The 17,774-nt window shown below is 66.4% G+C and carries 15 protein-coding genes; 5 read left to right on the top strand and 10 right to left on the bottom strand.

Annotated features, from left to right (window positions below; translation table 11 throughout):
- Positions 1 to 12: 12 nt before the first annotated feature.
- Together ACW5IY_RS18500 and ACW5IY_RS18505 are read left to right on the top strand one after the other, a co-directional pair.
- Entirely contained in the window at positions 13 to 2,673 is a 2,661-nt protein-coding gene (locus ACW5IY_RS18500) for a TonB-dependent receptor (RefSeq protein WP_049434257.1), read from the top strand.
- A 111-nt stretch (positions 2,674 to 2,784) separates the two neighbouring features.
- Complete coding sequence (locus ACW5IY_RS18505) at positions 2,785 to 5,139, top strand: beta-N-acetylhexosaminidase (RefSeq protein WP_049434258.1); 2,355 nt, start codon at positions 2,785 to 2,787, stop codon at positions 5,137 to 5,139.
- Positions 5,140 to 5,264: 125 nt separating this feature from the next.
- On the opposite strand, the gene ACW5IY_RS18510 is transcribed toward ACW5IY_RS18505, so the two are convergent.
- Both ACW5IY_RS18510 and ACW5IY_RS18515 read right to left on the bottom strand, forming a co-directional pair.
- A complete protein-coding gene (locus ACW5IY_RS18510) occupies positions 5,265 to 5,657 on the bottom strand; it encodes a VanZ family protein (protein WP_049434260.1) in 393 nt (130 codons plus the stop codon).
- Positions 5,654 to 6,838, bottom strand: coding sequence for a class I SAM-dependent methyltransferase (locus tag ACW5IY_RS18515; protein WP_010480950.1), 1,185 nt, complete (start codon positions 6,836 to 6,838; stop codon positions 5,654 to 5,656). Before ACW5IY_RS18515 ends, ACW5IY_RS18510 begins: the two co-directional genes overlap by 4 nt.
- A gap of 59 nt (positions 6,839 to 6,897) precedes the next feature.
- On the opposite strand from ACW5IY_RS18515, the gene ACW5IY_RS18520 reads away from it, so the two are divergent.
- Positions 6,898 to 7,635 carry a pteridine reductase gene (locus tag ACW5IY_RS18520; RefSeq protein WP_008265570.1) on the top strand — a complete coding sequence of 246 codons (738 nt, stop codon included), beginning with the start codon at positions 6,898 to 6,900 and terminating at the stop codon, positions 7,633 to 7,635.
- 31 nt (positions 7,636 to 7,666) lie between these two features.
- Here the strand turns inward: ACW5IY_RS18520 and folK are convergent, their stop codons facing one another.
- On the bottom strand, positions 7,667 to 8,152 hold the full coding sequence (gene folK, locus ACW5IY_RS18525) for a 2-amino-4-hydroxy-6-hydroxymethyldihydropteridine diphosphokinase (RefSeq protein ID WP_049434262.1): 486 nt from the start codon (positions 8,150 to 8,152) through the stop codon (positions 7,667 to 7,669).
- Positions 8,153 to 8,243: 91 nt separating this feature from the next.
- Here folK and ACW5IY_RS18530 point away from each other — a divergent pair, with 91 nt between their 5' ends.
- Positions 8,244 to 8,984: a 20S proteasome subunits A/B gene (locus tag ACW5IY_RS18530; protein ID WP_049434264.1), complete on the top strand. Its 741-nt coding sequence runs from the start codon at positions 8,244 to 8,246 to the stop codon at positions 8,982 to 8,984.
- Positions 8,985 to 9,064: 80 nt separating this feature from the next.
- Here the strand turns inward: ACW5IY_RS18530 and ACW5IY_RS18535 are convergent, their stop codons facing one another.
- The 4 genes from ACW5IY_RS18535 to ACW5IY_RS18550 all read right to left on the bottom strand — a co-directional run bounded on the left by ACW5IY_RS18535 (position 9,065) and on the right by ACW5IY_RS18550 (position 13,450).
- Positions 9,065 to 10,576, bottom strand: a complete 1,512-nt coding sequence (locus tag ACW5IY_RS18535) for a hybrid sensor histidine kinase/response regulator (protein WP_010480961.1) — start codon at positions 10,574 to 10,576, stop codon at positions 9,065 to 9,067.
- Between the two features lie 4 nt (positions 10,577 to 10,580).
- Positions 10,581 to 11,021, bottom strand: coding sequence for a response regulator (locus ACW5IY_RS18540; protein ID WP_005411057.1), 441 nt, complete (start codon positions 11,019 to 11,021; stop codon positions 10,581 to 10,583).
- Complete coding sequence (locus ACW5IY_RS18545) at positions 11,018 to 12,835, bottom strand: sensor histidine kinase (RefSeq protein ID WP_049434266.1); 1,818 nt, start codon at positions 12,833 to 12,835, stop codon at positions 11,018 to 11,020. Before ACW5IY_RS18545 ends, ACW5IY_RS18540 begins: the two co-directional genes overlap by 4 nt.
- A gap of 231 nt (positions 12,836 to 13,066) precedes the next feature.
- Entirely contained in the window at positions 13,067 to 13,450 is a 384-nt protein-coding gene (locus ACW5IY_RS18550) for a BON domain-containing protein (protein ID WP_049429380.1), read from the bottom strand.
- Between the two features lie 170 nt (positions 13,451 to 13,620).
- On the opposite strand from ACW5IY_RS18550, the gene ACW5IY_RS18555 reads away from it, so the two are divergent.
- Positions 13,621 to 14,664, top strand: coding sequence for an oxidoreductase (locus tag ACW5IY_RS18555; RefSeq protein WP_049434268.1), 1,044 nt, complete (start codon positions 13,621 to 13,623; stop codon positions 14,662 to 14,664).
- Between the two features lie 322 nt (positions 14,665 to 14,986).
- Here ACW5IY_RS18555 and gnd read toward each other — a convergent pair whose 3' ends face one another.
- Genes gnd through ACW5IY_RS18570 form a run of 3 tightly spaced genes read right to left on the bottom strand, consistent with a single transcriptional unit; the run spans position 14,987 to position 17,749 of the window.
- Positions 14,987 to 15,892, bottom strand: coding sequence for a phosphogluconate dehydrogenase (NAD(+)-dependent, decarboxylating) (gnd, locus tag ACW5IY_RS18560; protein WP_019338841.1), 906 nt, complete (start codon positions 15,890 to 15,892; stop codon positions 14,987 to 14,989).
- 10 nt (positions 15,893 to 15,902) lie between these two features.
- Positions 15,903 to 17,141 carry a hypothetical protein gene (locus ACW5IY_RS18565; protein WP_049434285.1) on the bottom strand — a complete coding sequence of 413 codons (1,239 nt, stop codon included), beginning with the start codon at positions 17,139 to 17,141 and terminating at the stop codon, positions 15,903 to 15,905.
- 17 nt (positions 17,142 to 17,158) lie between these two features.
- On the bottom strand, positions 17,159 to 17,749 hold the full coding sequence (locus tag ACW5IY_RS18570; protein WP_049434270.1) for a DUF2242 domain-containing protein: 591 nt from the start codon (positions 17,747 to 17,749) through the stop codon (positions 17,159 to 17,161).
- Positions 17,750 to 17,774 lie beyond the last annotated feature (25 nt).

Below are 17,774 nucleotides of genomic sequence, written 5' to 3' on the forward strand. Positions count from 1 at the left end.
AGGAGAGACATCATGAACACCCGCAAGACCCTGCTTTCGGCCGCCATCGTCAGCTGCCTCGCCTTCAGTGCGCACGCGCAGCAGGCCGCCCAGACCGCCACCGACCTGGATACCGTGCAGGTCACCGGCATCCGTGGTTCGATGGAAAAGTCGCTGGACACCAAGCGCGAAGCCAATGCGCGCGTGGAAGTGGTCACCGCCGAAGACGTGGGCAAGCTGCCCGCGCACAACGTCGCCGATACCCTGCAGCGCCTGCCGGGCGTGAACATCAGCTCGTCCAGCGCAGACGAAGGCGGCTTCGACGAAGCCGACCGCGTCAGCCTGCGCGGCACCAGCCCAAGCCTGACCCAGACCTTGATCAACGGCCACACCGTCGGCTCGGCCGACTGGTTCGTGCTCAGCCAGGGCAACAACGTCGGCCGCAGCGTCAGCTACTCGCTGCTGCCGTCGGAACTGGTCAGCTCGGTGGAAGTGAACAAGTCCTCGCAGGCCAAGCTGCAGGACGGCGGCACCACCGGTACCGTCAACATCATCACCCGCAAGCCGCTGGAGTTCTCCAAGCAGTTCACCGCGGAAGGTTCGATCGGCGCGGTGCGCTCGGACCAGGCCAAGTCGAATGACCCGCAGCTGTCGGCCCTGTTCAACTACAAGAACGATGAAGGCACCTTCGGCGTGATGCTGCAGGCCTTCAGCCAGAAGCGCGAGCTGCGCCGTGAAGCCCAGGAAATCCCGGGCGGTTTCTTCACTATTGAAGCCAACGATCCGGTGGCCAAGACCAATCCGGATCTGGTCGGCGTGCAGGTTCCGGGCCTGCTGGGCTCAACCCTGTTCGAGCAGACCCGCAAGCGCACCGGCGGTCTGGTTTCGCTGCAGTTCAAGCCGACCGACGATCTGAGCTTCGTACTCAGCGGCTTCAGCTCCAAGCTGGAAGCGAACAACTACAACCGCAACTTCATGATGTTCGGCAACAGCTTCGGCAAGTCGCAGGCGCCTGATCCGGGCTACGTGGTCAAGGATGGCGTGCTGACCCAGGCCAGCTATGCCGGCAAGCCAGGCACGAACTACGCGGTGTACGACATGATCTACCGCGAGTCGACGGCCAAGACCAACTACATCACCCTGGATGCCGACTGGCAGCTCAGCGAAAACCTGACTGCCAAGTTCCAGGCCGGTACCACCAAGGGCACTGGCGAAACGCCGCGCCAGTACATCGCCGAGCTGCTGACCGCAAACGGTGGTGGCGCCAGCTGGACCACGCACGGCAACGGCTCGCCGGTGGACTGGAATGTGGGGGGCGACATCAGCCCTGCCGGCGCCAGCTGGGGCGGCACCTGGGGTAACCAGCAGGTCACCGCGATCGACAAGGAAAAGTGGGCCAACGTCGATTTCAGCCAGTACTTCAACGCGGGCGTACTGAGCTCGATCGATTTCGGCGCGCGCTACGCCGACCACAAGCGCGAGGCCAAGTCGCCGGAAGGCGCCACCCCGGGCAATATCTGGGACGCCTTGCGCGGCAGCCCCACCGCCAATTACCCGGGTGGCTTCGCCGGCGACATCGGTGGCAGCTTCCCGCGCAACATCTGGTACTACACGCCGGCTGCGTTGCGCAACGCGGTGACCAACAATTCCGAATGGCTGTCCGGCAATGATGGCCCCGACGGCCGCCACAACTACGGCGCCGAATGGAAGGTCACCGAGAAGAATTTCGCGGCCTACGTGCAGGGCAATTTCAGCGGTGACCGCTGGAGCGGCAACGTCGGCCTGCGCTACGTCAACATCAAGCAGGATATCGACACCTACGCCACGGCGACGGGTTCGACCGTGCCCGACGTGAAGAGCCTGTTCGGTGCGTGGACCCGCGAAGCCTTCGAGAACAAGCACAACCGCGTGCTGCCGAGCGCCAACTTCAAGTACGACCTGCGCGATGACCTGGTGCTGCGCCTCGCCGCCTCCCAGACCCAGACCCTGCCCGACTACTCCGCACTGGGCGCGTCTTCGTACGGCTCGGATCTGAACCGCAAGGGCGGCGGCGGCAATCCGAAGTTGAAGCCGGTGATCTCGACCAACTTCGACGCCAACCTGGAGTGGTACTTCATGCCGCGCGGCATGCTGTCGGTCGGTGCGTACTCGATGCGCCTGAAGGACTACGTGGCCTTCAGCACCGAGAAGCAGATGCTGTTCAGCGAGTTGACCAATCAGCTTGAGGAATACGACATCTCGCGTCCGAAGAACGCCGACGGCAAGGTCCGCGGTATCGAAGTGGCCTATGAGCAGCCGATCGGCGAGTACTTCGGCGTCAATGCCAACTACACCTACGCCGATGGCAGCACCGAACACACCTGGGCCGATGGAACCGACAACCTGCTCGGCACTTCGAAGAACACCTACAACGTCGGTGCCTACTTCGAGAATGACACCTTCGGTGCACGCGTCAGCTACACGCGCCGTTCGTCGTTCCTGATCGGCCTGTCCGGCGCCAACCCGTACTACCAGGATGACTTCGGCACGCTGTCGGCATCGCTGAGCTACAAGGCCACCGACTGGCTGAGCATCAGCTTCGATGCGCTCAACCTCAACAACCCGACCTACAAGTACTACCAGACCGCGGCCATCCCGACCTCGTTCTACAGCAACGGTCGCCAGTACTACCTCAACTTCCGCTTCAAGTACTGATCCAGCGGCGGCAGCATCGCCGAGTCGTGCACGCACGCCGGGCCTGGGTCATTCCGGGCCCGGCGTTTTTCATGTATAGCGTTCATCGCACCGTTCCAAGGAGTCGTACCGATGGTCAAGCCTTCCCGCGCCCGGATGCGCAGCGCAGTGCTGCTGGGCAGCCTGCTCGTCCTGTTGCCAGCACTGCCGGCACTCGCCGCCGATCCCACGCCTGCCGCTGAAGCACCCGGCCCGCAGCTGCGCGCCGGCAGCCTGATGCTGATTCCCGCCCCGGCCAACGTGCAGCGCGGCCAGGGCAGCGGCATCACTGTTCGCGCCGATACCGTGCTGCAGGCCGAAGGCGAAGCCGCGCAGCGCGTCGCCAACCAGTTCGCCGACCTGCTGGCCCGCAGCGGTGGCCCGCGCCTGGCACTGGCCAAGGGCAAAGCCAGCGCCAAGGCCGGCAGCATCCGCTTCCAGATCGTGCCGACGTTCCGCGACAGCGGTGAGGGCTACACGCTGGAAAGCACCGCGCAGGGCGTGCTGATCCAGGCCGGCAACGAAACCGGCCTGTTCTACGGCGCGACCACCCTCGCCCAGCTCGCCACCGGCGGCAGCAACGGCGTGCTGCCGGCAGTGCAGATCCAGGACGCGCCGCGCTTCAGCTGGCGCGGTTTCATGCTCGATTCCGCCCGTCACTTCCAGAGCCTGGACGAGATCAAGCGCGTGCTCGACGCGATGGCCGCGCACAAGCTCAACACCTTCCACTGGCACCTGACCGACGACCAGGGCTGGCGCATGGAGATCAAGCGCTACCCGAAGCTGACCGAAGTGGGCAGCTGCCGCCTGCCGGCCGGTGACGGCGGCATCGATCCGGTCAGCGGCCAGGAGCATCCGTACTGCGGCTTCTACACCCAGGACCAGATCCGCGAAGTGATCGCCTATGCCGCAAAGCTGCACATCCAGGTGATTCCGGAAATCGATGTGCCGGGCCACGCGACTGCTGCGATTGCTGCGTATCCGGAGCTGGGCACCATCGATACGCCGTTGAAGCCGATCAGCGAATGGGGCGTGTTCCCCAACCTGTTCAACACTGAAGACAGCACCGTCACCTTCCTGGAGAACGTGCTGGAAGAAGTGATCGACCTGTTCCCGGCCAAGTACGTGCACGTCGGTGGCGACGAGGCGGTGAAGGACCAGTGGGAAGCGTCGAAGCAGGTGCAGCATCGCATGCGTGCGCTGGGCATCAAGAATGAAATGGCCATGCAGAGCCACATCATCAAGCGCCTGGAAACCTTCCTGGAGGAGCACGACCGGCGCCTGATCGGCTGGGATGAAATCCTCGAAGGCGGGTTGCCGCCGCAGGCCACAGTGATGTCGTGGCAGGGCACCGAAGGCGGCCTGGCTGCGGCCAGCGCCGGCCATGACGTGATCATGTCGCCGGTCGGCTACCTGTACCTGGATTACCTGCAGACGGCCTCGCCGAATGAACCACCGGGCCGCCCGACCCAGGTCAATCTCGGCAAGCTCTACAACTTCGAGCCGGTGCCGGCCGAGCTGGCCGCCGACAAGCGTGGGCACATCCTGGGCCTGCAGGCCAACATGTTCACCGAGCACACGCGCAGCTATGCACGCCTGCAGCACAACCTGTTCCCGCGCCTGGCCGCGGTGGCCGAGACCGGCTGGAGCACGCCGGAGCATCGCGACTTCCGCGATTTCCTCGCGCGCCTGCCGTCCCAGCTGCAGCGCTACCGTGCCTGGGGCCTGGCCTATGCGCAGACCCCGTTCGAGGTGGGCGTGGACTACACCGACAACCGCGCGGCCGACACAGTGACCCTGTCGCTGGCCAATCCGCTGGGTTATGAAGTGCGCTACAGCACCGATGGCCAACCGGTGACCGCGCAGTCGCCGCTGTACCAGCAGCCGCTGACCGGAAAGCTGCCAACCACCGTGCAGGCTGCCGCGTTCTACCAGGGCCAGATGCTGGCCGCGAAGCCGACCATCGCCGCATTCACCGCGCAGTCGCTGCTCAACCGCCGCAGCGATGAGCTGCTCAGCTGCGTGGGCAAGAAGGGGCTGGTGCTGCGCCTGGAAGACGATGGCCCGCGTGAGGGAACGCGTGCGGTGTTCAACGTGGACATCTTCCAGCCGTGCTGGCGCTGGCCGCAGGCGCAGCTGGACGGCATCGGCAACGTGGAAGTGCGTGCGGGGCGTATTCCGTACTACTTCCAGCTGGCCCACGACGAGCCGAAGCGCCGCTTCGAAAAGGCCCGGAGCGCACACGGCGAAATGCTGATCCGCCGCGGTGATTGCACGGGCAAGGTGCTGGCTCAGGTGCCGCTGCCGGCGCAGACCGATGCCGACGGCTTCGTGACCCTGCGCGCGGCGCTGCCGAAGGGCACCGCTGGCAACGGCGATCTGTGCATCAACTTCACCGGCGACACGCGTCCGGCGATGTGGGTGCTGGATGAGGTCACGCTCAGGTAGGTGCCAACCTTGGTTGGCGCTTTGCGGCCGGATCCACGCATGGCGTGGATCTACTGTAGAGCCGAGCCCATGCTCGGCTGCTTTTCAACCGGAAAGCCGAGCATGGGCTCGGCTCTACAGGAACCTCACCCGCGCCAGCGCAGCAGCAGGTCGCGCATCGGGGTCAATGCAGTGGCCATACCGGCCAGCACGCCAATCGTGTTGGCGACGGCATCCATCGGGTCGGCCATGCGGTTGCTGGTCAGCGCGCCCTGCGCAAATTCGATGCCGATCCCCATCAGCACCAGGCCCACGCCTACCCAAAGCAGCGGACGCCCGCGGCGGAACAGCTGCACCGCGCTGCCAGCCAGGATGAAATAGGCGAGGAAGTGTTCGCCCTTGTCGCTGTTTTCCGGCAGCGGAATCGGCGGCGGCGGGATCAGGCAGACCACGATCACCACCAGCACCGCCAGCGCCCACAGCGCGCCCCACAACCGCGGCCGCCGCAGCGGCTTGATCACCGGCAACACCTCACTCACAGGCGCCAGCTCAGGTCACCCAGCTCGAAGGCCGGCTCGAAGTCGACGCCACGCTGCAGGCCGATGGCCTGGAAGCGCTCGCCCATCTCGGTCGGCAAGGTCAGCTTCTTCACCTGGTCGCGCAGCTGGATGCGGCCGACCTCGTCGGTGCGTTCCTCGGCCAGCAGCAGCACCTGGTCCAGGCCGTTGCCGAGCAGGAAGCTGGCCTGGCTGCAGTAGCCGGCCAGCTCGAAGCCGCCGTGCATGCCGGCCTCGGCCATCGCCGTGAAATCCACCGAGGCGGTGATGTCCTGCAGGCCCGGCCAGCGGTGCACGTCGTTGTGCACGTGGTGGCGGTAGAACGCACGCACGGTACCATCGTCACGGTCGTGCTGGTAGAACTCGCCGCGGTTGTAGCCATAGTCGACGAACAGCATCGCGCCGCGCTGCAGGCCGCCCGCCACCGCCTGCAGCCAGTACGGCAGCTGCGGCAGCACCTCGGAACGGTAGCCTTCGGCGAAAGGCTTCTCCAGATAACGTTCGATGTGGCGCACCGCACCGTTGAGCAGGATGTCGGCCGGCTGCGCGCCGCGGATGAAGTTGCCTTCGGCGTCCAGCTCGACGGTTTCCTCGTAGACCTCGCCATCGCGGATCAGGAAGCGCGGTGTCGGCAGCGCGTCGATCACTTCATTGGCAAACACCACGCCTTCCCAGTCCTCCTCGAACGGACGGTCGACCCAGTCCACGCGCGCGGCCAGCTCGGCCGGCAGGTTCTGCTGCAGGCGCTGCTGCTGGCGCTCGCGCAGGTCGGCACTGGGCTCAAGGATGGCGTAGCGCGAGGGCAGTGCGTCCAGCTCGGCCAGGCGCAGCAGCACCGCCTCGGCGAAGGCGCCGGTACCGCCGCCCAGTTCCAGCATCCGCGCCTGCGCACCCAGCTGCGCGAACACCGGTGCCAGCGCATTGGCTACGCTGCCGGCGAACAGACTGCCGAGCTCGGGCGCGGTGGTGAAGTCGCCGCTGCCACCGAACTTGCTGGCGCCGGCGCTGTAGTAACCCCAGCCAGGGGTATACAGGCACAGCTCCATGAAGCGCGAGAAGGGCATCGCCCCGCCCTGCGCAAGGATCTCGGCGCGCAGGGCGGCGGCCAGCTGGTCGCTGTGGGCCAGGGCATCGGCTTCGGGCAGGGGGAAGGTGGGCTGCATGGCGTCTTCGAATGCGGTGACAATGGTGTACAGGATAGCCGAGCCTTGGAGGACCCTCGATGAGCGATACCCACCCCGTGGTCCTGATCACCGGCAGCGCGCGCCGGATCGGTGCGGCCATCGCCCGCCAGTTCCACGCCTGTGGCTGGTCGGTGGTGCTGCATGCCAACACCTCCAGCGCCGAGCTGCAGCAGGCCGCGTTCGATTTCGACAACGTGCGCCCGGGCAGCGTGCTGGCCCTACAGGCCGACCTGCGTGACGCCGACGCCCTGCCTGACCTGGTGGAACAGGCCGTCACCCACTTCGGCCGCCTGGATGCGCTGGTCAACAACGCCTCCAACTTCTTCCCCACCCCGCTCGGCCAGGTCACCGCCGAGGCGATGGACGAGCTGTATGCGGTCAATGCACGCGCGCCGCTGCTGCTGTCACAGGCCGCCGCGCCCTACCTGCGCCGCCAGCAGGGCTGCATCGTCAACCTGACCGACCTGCACGGCACCGACCCGATGCGGGACCACATCGCCTACACCATGGCCAAGGCTGCGCTGGAAATGGCCACCCGCTCGCTGGCGCTGGAGCTGGCGCCGAAGGTGCGGGTCAATGCGGTGGCGCCCGGCGCGATCCTGTGGCCGGAACAGGGCAAGGACGATTTCGCCCGCGAGGCGCTGCTGGCGCGCACGCCGCTGGCGCGGATCGGCACGGTCGAGGAGATTGCCGAAGCGGTGTACTGGCTGGTGGCCGAAGCCAGCTTCGTCACCGGCCACACCCTGCGCGTGGATGGCGGGCGCACGGTAAGTTGAGGTAGTGCCGGCCGCTGGCCGGCAACCTCCCTCATTCCAGGTCCACCACCTCGAACGCCTCGCCAAACTGCGTGTGCGCACGCCACAGCGTGGCCAGGTCCAACCCGCTGACCGGGTCGATGAAGTCCGGCGCGATGTCGGCCAGCGGCTTCAGCACGAAGGCATGCTTCAGCTCCGGGCGTGGAATGCGCAGGTGGCCGGGGCCTTCCACCACCAGGTCGCCGTAGAACACCACGTCGATGTCCAGGGTACGGTCGGAGAAGCGCGGCCCGCTGCGGTCGCGGCCGTGCGCGTCTTCCAGCGCATGCAGCCAGTCGTCCAGTTCCTGCAGCGGCAGGTCGGTCTCGATCGCCACCGCATTGTTGAGGAAGGCTGGGCCGTCGAAGCCGACCGCGGCAGTACGGTAGGCCGGTGACACCTGCAGCGCACCGAAGCGCTCGCGCAGGGCGGTCACCGCGGCGTGGAGGTAGCGGCGGGGCTGGACGTTGCTGCCCAGGCTCAGGAGCACGGTGGTCATGCGGTTCAGGTGACAGTGCTTGGGGGGCGTGGACATGCCGTCGTCACGGCGGCCTGCCTACAATCCGGGACGCACATGATAGGGCACCGACATGACCTATTGCGTTGGAATCGAGGTGGACGAGGGCCTGGTCTTCGCTGCCGACACCCGGACCAATGCCTCGCTGGACGATGTGCGCGTGCACCGCAAGCTGCACGTGTTCGAGTACCCCGGCCAGGCAGCCTACGTGCTGATGGCGGCTGGCAACCTGGCCACCACCCAGTTGCTGGTGTCGCGCCTGGGGCGCGACGCCAGTGAACGACGCACGCCCAACCTGCACGACATGACCCACCTGTTCGAGGCTGCCGAGTATGTCGGCCAGCTGCTGGTGGACAGCCAGGTGCACAGCAGCCACAGCGAACATGGCCACGATGGGGTCAACACCCAGGCCACGCTGATCTTCGGCGGCCAGATCGCCGGCGAGCGGCCCGGGCTGTACATGATCTACCCGCTTGGCAACGCCATCGCTGCTTCGCCGGAAACCCCCTACCTGCAGATCGGTGAGTCCAAGTACGGCAAGCCGATCCTCGACCGCATCCTCAGCCCGGCCACGCGCCTGGAGGATGCAGCGCGCACGGCGATCGTCTCGCTGGACTCCACCATCCGTTCCAACCTGTCGGTGGGCCTGCCGATCGATCTTGCGCTGCTGCGCGACGGTGAGCTGCGCATCGGCCAGCAGCTACGGCTGGGCGCGGATTCGGCGTTGTATGCCGACATCCATCAGAACTGGTCGCGGCGGCTGGAACAGGCGGTGGACGCCCTGCCGCGGTTCCCCTGGGAAACCGCCCTGTAGAGCCGGGCCCATGCTCGGCTGTCGAGGTCAATGCGAACAGCAGCCGAGCATAGGCTCGGCTCAACAGAACCCCAGCGGCATCAACCCAGCGCTTCGGCCACCGCGCGGAAGACCTGCTGCATCTGCAGCGGCTTGCGCAGCACATGCACCTCCACACCGGCCGGGAATGCATCGGCCGAGACCGGCACCGCAGGGTCTTCCAGCACCAGCGCCGGGCCGCGATAGCCCAGTGCTGCCATCTCGCCCAGCAGCTGGCTGGCCGGCAGCAGCTTGGAGCCGGCGTCGGCGATCACCAGTGCCGGCAACGCCTCCTGCTGCATCCAGCGCAGCGCAGCCGGGCCGTCGGACGCCAGCTGCAGCTGGTAGCCCTGGCTGGACAGCGCATTGCCCAGCAGCGACAGGCGCGTGGCTTCGCCATCGACCACCAGGATCGACTGGCCACTGCCCAAGGCCACCAGCTGTTCGATCGGCTCACTGCCATCAATGGCGTCGTGCATCGGCAGACGCAGTTCGAAGCAGGTGCCCTGCCCCGGCTGGCTGCTGACGTGGATGCTGCCGCCGGCGCCTTCAACAATGCGCTTGCAGGAGATCAGGCCCAGGCCGGTGCCATCGGCCTTGGTGGTGAAGAACGGATTGAACAGATGCGACAGCGTGTCCGCATCCATGCCGATGCCTTCGTCGGCGACCCGGATATGCATCCAGTCCACGCCATCGCGCTGGCCGGCATGGCTGGCGGTCAGGCTCAGGCGACCGCCGTTGGGCATCGCCTGGATCGCGTTGAGCGCCAGGTTCAGCATCACCTGCTGCAGTTCGGTGTAGTTGGCATCGACCACCAGGCCTTCGTCCTGCACCTGCAGTTCCAGGCGCACGGCGTCGGGCACGTTGCTGCGCAACAGCAGCGCCACCGCATCGAACAGGCCATCGATCTCGATGCGTTCGCTCGGCTTGCGCGAACCGCGCACGAACGACAGCATCGATTCGGCCATCTCATGGCCACGGCGGCCGCACTCGGCGATGACATCGGCCAGATGGTGCAGCTGCGGATCGTCGGTTCGCGCCTTCAGCAGGTCCGGCATGATCAGCAGCGGCTGCAGGATGTTGCGCAGGTCGTGGCTGAGGCCGGCGGCGAGCAGCGACAGGCTTTCCAGGCGCTGTGCGCGCATCAGTTCGGTTTCCACCCGTGCGCGCTCTATGGCGCTGCGGGCATCGCGGATCGCACGCGCCACCGCCGACGGCAGGCGCGCCGGCAGGTGCTTGATGATGTAATCGTTGGCGCCCTTCTGCAGCGCCGCCACCGCGTTCTCCTCACCCATGGTGCCGGAGACGAAGATGAAGGGCACTTCAGGTGAGGTCTCGCGCACGATGCGCAGCGCATCGTCACCGGAGAACCCCGGCATGCTCAGGTCGGACAGCACGATGTCCGGCTGGAACGCGACCAGTGCCTGGCGCAGTTCGGCCTCGCTTTCGACGCGCTCGAAACGGGCCTCCAGGCCCGCATCAAGCATCTGTTCGGACATCAGCTCGGCATCTTCCGGTGAGTCCTCCACCAGCAGGATGCGCAGCGCCCCGAGGGCGGGACCGGTCAGGGGCATGGGCTCACTCGAGTTCCGGTGCCTGGTTGATCAACGCCCAGAACTTGCCCAGGGTCTGCACCGCGCCGAAGAACTGGTCCACGTCCACCGGCTTGACCACGTAGGCGTTCACGCCCATGTCCCAGCTGCGGGCCAGGTCGCTTTCCTCGCGCGAGGATGACAGGATCACCACCGGCAGGCGCTTGAGCTCTTCGTGCTCGCGGATCTGCCGCAGCACTTCCAGGCCATCCATGCGCGGCATCTTGATGTCCAGCAGCAGCACCGCCGGCAGGCCTTCCTCACGGTTGGCGAAAGCACCACGGCGCAACAGGTAGTCCATCACCTCCACGCCATCCTCGACGTGCACGATGGGGTTGGCCAGACGCGCCTCTTCCAGGGCGTCGATCGCCATTTCAGCATCAGCCGGGCTGTCTTCGGCGAGAAGAATGGTGCGCAGAGTGGTCATGCAGAAGGCCCTTGTTTGTCCGCATCGGTCGCGGGAGGCAGGTAGAAGTGGAAAGTGGCGCCGACGTCCGGTTCAGCCTCGGCCCAGATACGGCCACCATGACGGGTGAGCACGCGGCGCACGCTGGCCAGGCCGATGCCGGTACCCGGGTAGTCGCTGGCCTTGTGCAGGCGCTGGAAGACACCAAACAGCTTGCCGGCGTAGGCCATGTCAAAGCCTGCACCATTGTCGCTGACCGTGAACTGATGACCGCCGTCAGGCTGCGGCTGGTAGTCCACGCGGATCTTCGCCGGTTCGCGGTTGCCCGAGTACTTCACCGCGTTGCCGAGCAGGTTCAGCCAGACCTGGCGGATCATGTTCTCATCGCCCACCACGATCGGCAGCGGTGCGATGCTCCACTCCACATGGTGCGCATGGCCGCTGTTCTCGGCCTCGGCCTGCAGGTTGGAATCGAGCATGGCACGGGTATCGGCCACCAGCGACTGCATGTCCACCGCCTGCTGGCGCATTGCCGCGCGGCCCAGCCGCGAATAGACCAGCAGGTCGTCGATCAGTGCCGCCATGCGCCGCGCCGAACTGGAGATCACCTCCAGGTAATGGCGGCTCTTGTCATCGGCGGCGTCGCCCAGATGGCGCGACAGCTTGTCGGAGAATCCGGCCACGTGGCGCAGCGGCGCGCGCAGATCGTGCGAGACCGAATAGCTGAAGGCTTCCAGTTCCCTGTTGACCTCGGACACCTGCGCAACCTTGCCTTCCAGCTGGCGGTTCAGTTCCTCCACCCGCAACTGCACGGCACGCTGCACGGTGACGTCGCTGACCGTGAGCAACACCACTTCGTCGTCGGTGTCCGGCAGCGGCATGCGCCGTGCGTTGAGCAGCATGTAGCGCACCATGCCATCGGCAGCGCGCTGTTCATGCTCGAAGTCCCACAGTTCGCGGCCGCGCAACAGCACATCGGACAGTCGCTGGCGCATCACGGGATCTTTCCACGCGCCGTCGCCGACAGTGTCCAGCAACAGGCCATCGGCGCGTTCATCCTGCAGCCCGTACAACTCGGCGAAGGCAGGGTTGTGCAGCTGCACGCGCAGGTCGCGGTCGAGCAGCACGATCGGTTCACGCACGGTCTGCAGCACCGAGGCTGCACGTGCGGCCGAGCGCAGCGACTGCCGTTCGGCATGCAGGCGTCGACCAATCTGCCGCTGCAGCAGCCACAGCACCAGGCCGAGCAGCGACAGCTGGATCACCAGCGAACTCCACGATACCAGCTCGGTCTGCTTGCGCTGGCGGGCAGCCTGCTCGGCACGCTGTGTCAGCAGTTTCTGCTCGCTGGCCTGCAGTTCCTCCACCAGGCCACGGATCGGATAACGCGTGCTCAGATCCTGCACCAGCTCGCGCTGATCACTGTTGGGCTCGGACTTTGCCAGTTCGCGGGCAAGCGCCATGCGCCCTTCCAGCATCGACTCGATGCGGCCGATGCGGATCAGCTGATCAGGATTGTCGCGGGTCATCCGCCCCAGTTCAGCCAGGCGCCCGGGAAGGTCATTGGCTTTGGCCATGCGCTCGCGCAGGCCAGGTGCGTCCACGCCCTTGGACAGGGTCAGCGCAGCCGATTCGACATCGCGTACATCGGCCTGCAGCTGTTGCAGGGCCACACCGACAGCCTGGGTATGGTTGACCCAGGCCATCGCATCTTCGCTGTCCTGCTGCAGTTTGCGCAGGGTCAACCACGGCACCGCGATGATCGCGGCAGCGGCCAGCGCCAGGGCCGGCAACCGCCAGCGGTCCCAGATGTCATCACTGAAAACCAGCGCCATAGTTCCTCGTCAGCACAGCCGCAAAGCGTCTGCCGTTACCGGCCCCACTGCGGCGGAACCGGCAATATAGCGCAGGCGGTCACAACTCTGGAATTTCCAGCGCGGTTGGCTGAACGGGTTGGCAATCAGACCTGTAGGGCCGAGCCCATGCTCGGCTGCCTTGGAGTTCCAGCCGAGCGTGGCTCGGCTCTACAGGTCAGTGGGCGCCCCGCATGGGGGCGCCCACCGGGGTCAGCGCTTGGCAGCAGCGCTGACCTTCAATGCGGCAGCATCAACGCGGGTCACGCCCTTGATGCCCTTGGCGGTGGTGACCGCCTTGTCCTTCTCTGCCTGGGTGGCCACGGCACCGCTCAGGCTGACCACGCCGTTCACGGTTTCCACCTTGATTTCGGTACCCGGAACGTTGCTGCTGGCAAGCAGGTCGGCCTTCACCTTGGTGGTGATCCAGGTATCGGTCACCGGCTCGTTGGAATCGTGGCGATCAGCATGGGTCGCCGGATGCGCACTGGTCGGCGGGCTCTTTGCGGCCGGGTCCTTGGCAAATGCGGCCGAGGAGGACAGCGCCAGGCCCAGCGTCAGGGCGGAGGCAATCAGCGTGCGGGTCGTATTGCTCATCGTGTCGTACTCCTTCGGAATGTGCTGCCAGTCTGGACAAACCGACGTAGAGCAGGCGTGGCGTTGCGGTCATGCCGCCGTGAATCGGGGCATCTGCAACGACAACCGTTCAGCTTTGGCCCGTGGCCCCGCGTCGTTTACCCTGCCCTTCCCACTGCCGGAGCTCTGTCATGCGCCCCGACCTGCAACTGGCCCTGATCGGCTACGGCCTCGCCGGCCGTGTCTTCCACGCACCGCTGATCCAGCACACACCGGGCCTAGCGCTGCACAGCATCGTCAGTTCGCAGCGCGACACGCTGCTGCGCGCGTTCAGCGACGTGCACGTGCGTGCCACGCCGCAGGAGGTGTTCGACGATCCGGCCGTGGATGCCGTAGTGATCGCCACGCCGAATGAACAGCATGCGCCGCTGGCAATCGCGGCACTGGCTGCGGGCAAGCATGTGCTGGTCGACAAGCCATTCGCGCTGGACGTGGCCGAAGCGGAAACGGTATTGGCTGCGGCACGCGATGCCGGACGCATCGCCACCGTGTTCCAGAACCGGCGCTTCGATGCCGACTTCCTCACGCTGCAGGCGCTGCTTGCGGACGGGACGCTCGGCGACATTGCCGAGTGCCATGCGCACTTCGATCGCTACCGTCCACAGGTACGCGACCGCTGGCGCGAACAGGATGGCCCCGGCAGTGGCCTGTGGTACGACCTGGGTCCGCACCTGCTGGACCAGATGCTGGTGCTGTTCGGCTGGCCCGAGGCGATCGATGCCGATCTGGCCGTGCAGCGCGAAGGTGGCAGCGGCATCGATTACTTCCACGCGGTGCTGCACTACCCGCGGCATCGCGCGATCATCCATTCCGGTTCGCTGGTGGCGGCGCAGACGCCGCACTTCAGCGTGCATGGCAGCAAGGCCAGCTGGATCAAGCACGGCCTGGACGTGCAGGAGGCGCAGCTGCGCCGCGGTGTGGCACCCGGTGCGCCGGGCTGGGGTATCGATCCGCGGCACGGTGAGCTGGTGCGCTGCGATGCCGAAGACAACGTGCAGCGCACGACGGTCGACAACCTGCCCGGTGACTACCGGTGGCTGTATGCAGAGTTCGCGGCGGCGATGCATGGCGACGGAGAAGCCACGGTCAGCCCGGTGCAGGCGTTGCAGCTGATGCGGCTGCTGCAGGCCGGCATGGACAGTGCGCGCGAAGGGCGGCGAATCGCGTTGGGGTGATCGGCAGGGCTGCGCCCTGCACCTGCCGAATCAACGGCAACAGCAACGTCAAAAGCGGGCATTCCGTGTATGACGTGGTGGGGCCGGTTGCGAGGGACGCCGTAAATACGTCCCTGTAGGCTCGGTCGCCGCATCCATGCGGCTCACGCCCCCGCAACCGGCCCCACCCCGCCTTCGACAGATTCCTGCGGCTGTTGGTAGGTGTCGACCTTGGTCGACACATCGACGCCATGCGTGGATGACGTGGAAACGATCGGAGACAGCTTTCCTGATGGGGTCGGAGCCCTTTCCTGCGGAAAGGGCTCCGACCCCGGCTTCGTGCTTACGACTTCTTGATGGCGTGGCCGCCGAATTCGTTGCGCATCGCCGACAACAGGCGGTCGGTGAACGAATTGGATTCGCGCGAGCGCAGGCGTTCCAGCAGCGACAAGGTGATCACCGGTGCCGGCACGTCAAGCGCGATCGCTTCGGCCACGGTCCAGCGGCCTTCGCCGGAATCCTCCACGTACGGCGCAATGCCATCCAGCGACGGATTTCGCTTGAGGGCTTCGGTGCTCAGGTCCAGCAGCCACGAGCGCACCACGCTGCCGTGACGCCACACCTCGGCCACCTGGGCCAGGTCCAGCTCCATCTCCTGCTTGCGCTCCATCAGCGCGAAGCCTTCGGCGTAGGCCTGCATCATTCCGTATTCGATGCCGTTGTGGACCATCTTGGTGAAGTGGCCAGCGCCGGACGGGCCGACACGTGCCCAGCCACGGTCTTCGGCCGGTGCCAGCGTGCGCAGCAGCGGTGCGATCTGCTCCACCACCGAGGCTTCGCCACCGACCATCAGGCTGTAGCCTTCCTGCAGGCCCCACACGCCACCGCTGGTGCCGCAGTCGACGTAGCCCAGGTCATCCTCGGCCAGCGTCTTGGCGCGGCGGATCGAGTCCTGGTAGTTGGAGTTGCCGCCGTCGATCACGATGTCACCTTCGGCCAGGTGCGGGGTCAGCTGGCCCAGCGTCTGGTCGACGGTTTCGCCGGCCGGCACCATCAGCCACACCACGCGCGGTACCGGCAGCGCCGCCACGGCAGCTGCCAGCGAATCGACCACTTCCAAGCCGGCCTCGGCGGCGCGCTGGCGGGCGCCTTCGCCCGGGTCGTAGCCAACCACGCGGTGGCCGCCGCGATGCAGGCGCTGGGCCATGTTGGCGCCCATGCGGCCGAGGCCGATCATTGCAATGTCCATTGTTTCACCTTCAGTTGGGGTCTAGGGTCAGGCTGCCTGGCCTGCCGGTAGCCGCGCAGTGGCGCAGCTGCGCCTCGCGCCAACGCCGGTAGAGCGTGGTATGCAGATTGTGCACCGCCAGGTCGATCGAAAACGGCGTTCGTGGGTTGCGATCAAGCAGGCGGGCGACGTGGTAGCCGATGGGACGTATACCGCGTGGGTGCACATAGATCACGAACTGCTGGTAGAACGGATCGTCCAGCAGCTGGTCCATGCGTGCCAGCGTGGCGTGGTAGCGCGGTTCCAGCCGTGCACGAAGGTCCGGATCGCGCTCGAACAGCAGGCGCTCGAAGTAGCGCTGGCCGATACGCGGGATGTCCTGCGCGAGTTTCCATAGTTCGACATTGCGCTGGTCGTACCAGGCCAGGCCGCCGTGCGCAGCCAGGGCCTGCGCGGCCTCCTCGCCCACCGACACCACCACGAAATTTTCCGCCTGGTTGCTCAGGTCGTCCAGCGTGCCCTTGTCGTACACATGTTCGATGAAACCGGGCACGCCGACGAACGCCTGCCGCCCCATCGCCGAGGTACGCACCGCCTTGCCATCAGCGAAGAAGTCGCCGGCATGCGCGCCGAGCAGGATGCTGTCGGTCCCATGCAGAGCGAGGAAGGTGCCGATCGACAGCTCATCCGCAGCGAACTCCGTATCGAACGCGGCATCACCATACAGCTCTCGTTGCGTAGCCAGCTGCGCGACCTGGCGGCCGACCCCGCACTCGGCACGCACGGCACCGCTGTAGAACGCCTGCAGCGCCTGACTGTTGCCTGCACTGGGCACGAAGCCGCGGCCGAAACTGCGCGTGCGCTGCCAGCCTTGCGCGCGCGGCCCCTGCAGGCCGAAGCCGATCCAGCCCAGCTGCGGGCCGGAGAAGCGGAAGGTGGGGTTGGCCTGCAATGCCGAGGCTGCACGTTGCGTGGCTGCGCCCAACTGGAAGGCATAGGCACAGACCGTCGCAGGGTCATCCAGCAGCTCCTGCAGCACTGCCTGGCGGGCCGCAGCGGGCATTCCGGCCGGCCACTGCACGCGCAGATCGCCCGCCGCCTGTGCTTCAGCCAGCGACGCGCGCGCGCATACCGGACCGCCGTACACCTGGGGTGCACTGACCATCGCCTCGTCGAAGCGCCATCCAAGCCGCTGCAGCAGGCCTTGCCTGCAATCCGGCGCCATGGCCGCGCTGCCCAGCGCAGGCGCCAGCAGCAGAACCACGCCGATCAAACTGGCGCGCACCCTCAACTCTGGTCCGTGCTGGCCGGTGCAGGTTCCGGTGGTGCGGCCGGAGGTGGTGCGGGTGTGCCTGCAGTCGCCGGCAGGTACTGCTGCAGGCGCTGGAAGAAGCGCTGATAGAACCCGGCATCGGTGACCGTGCTGCTGGCCACTTTCACCAGCGAGTCGTCATTGCTGCCGAACGGCAGCGACACCGAGCCCAGCGCACCGACGCCGACACTGGCTGACGTTGGGCTCTTCTTCAGCGCATAGCGGTCCTGCACCGCGCTGACGAATACCAACGTCTGGCTGCCACGCGGCGCGCAGGAAATGCGCAGCACCAGCTGCTCGTGGTCGTCTTCGCGCGGCTGGAAGTTCTTGTTGCCCTCCACCTGCGCTTCGTCGGAACGGGCGATGGCGTAGCCCTGGCTGAGCAGGGTGCGCCGCGCCGCTTCGCAGGCGTCGCCCGGGCGACCGTCGACCGTACGCGAGAACGTGTCGCCGGAATCGAAGGATTCGCGCAGCAACGTGCTGTCGGCGGCGCGGCCACCACAGGCCGACAGGATCAGGGCGCTGCCAAGCGCCACAACAGCACTGGAAAGACGGGAGGCCCGCATGGGTACTCCTGCGAGGACGTTACCG

It is taken from the genome of Stenotrophomonas sp. C-A (assembly GCF_054030835.1).

Excerpts from the sequence above, each read along its gene's own strand:
- ACW5IY_RS18500 (WP_049434257.1), top strand. The coding sequence starts at position 13 with ATGAACACCCGCAAGACCCTGCTTTCGGCCGCCATCGTCAGCTGCCTC.
- ACW5IY_RS18505 (WP_049434258.1), top strand. The coding sequence starts at position 2,785 with ATGGTCAAGCCTTCCCGCGCCCGGATGCGCAGCGCAGTGCTGCTGGGC.
- ACW5IY_RS18515 (WP_010480950.1), bottom strand. The coding sequence starts at position 6,838 with ATGCAGCCCACCTTCCCCCTGCCCGAAGCCGATGCCCTGGCCCACAGC.
- ACW5IY_RS18520 (WP_008265570.1), top strand. The coding sequence starts at position 6,898 with ATGAGCGATACCCACCCCGTGGTCCTGATCACCGGCAGCGCGCGCCGG.
- folK (WP_049434262.1), bottom strand. The coding sequence starts at position 8,152 with ATGACCACCGTGCTCCTGAGCCTGGGCAGCAACGTCCAGCCCCGCCGC.
- ACW5IY_RS18530 (WP_049434264.1), top strand. The coding sequence starts at position 8,244 with ATGACCTATTGCGTTGGAATCGAGGTGGACGAGGGCCTGGTCTTCGCT.
- ACW5IY_RS18535 (WP_010480961.1), bottom strand. The coding sequence starts at position 10,576 with ATGCCCCTGACCGGTCCCGCCCTCGGGGCGCTGCGCATCCTGCTGGTG.
- ACW5IY_RS18540 (WP_005411057.1), bottom strand. The coding sequence starts at position 11,021 with ATGACCACTCTGCGCACCATTCTTCTCGCCGAAGACAGCCCGGCTGAT.
- ACW5IY_RS18545 (WP_049434266.1), bottom strand. The coding sequence starts at position 12,835 with ATGGCGCTGGTTTTCAGTGATGACATCTGGGACCGCTGGCGGTTGCCG.
- ACW5IY_RS18550 (WP_049429380.1), bottom strand. The coding sequence starts at position 13,450 with ATGAGCAATACGACCCGCACGCTGATTGCCTCCGCCCTGACGCTGGGC.
- ACW5IY_RS18555 (WP_049434268.1), top strand. The coding sequence starts at position 13,621 with ATGCGCCCCGACCTGCAACTGGCCCTGATCGGCTACGGCCTCGCCGGC.
- gnd (WP_019338841.1), bottom strand. The coding sequence starts at position 15,892 with ATGGACATTGCAATGATCGGCCTCGGCCGCATGGGCGCCAACATGGCC.
- ACW5IY_RS18570 (WP_049434270.1), bottom strand. The coding sequence starts at position 17,749 with ATGCGGGCCTCCCGTCTTTCCAGTGCTGTTGTGGCGCTTGGCAGCGCC.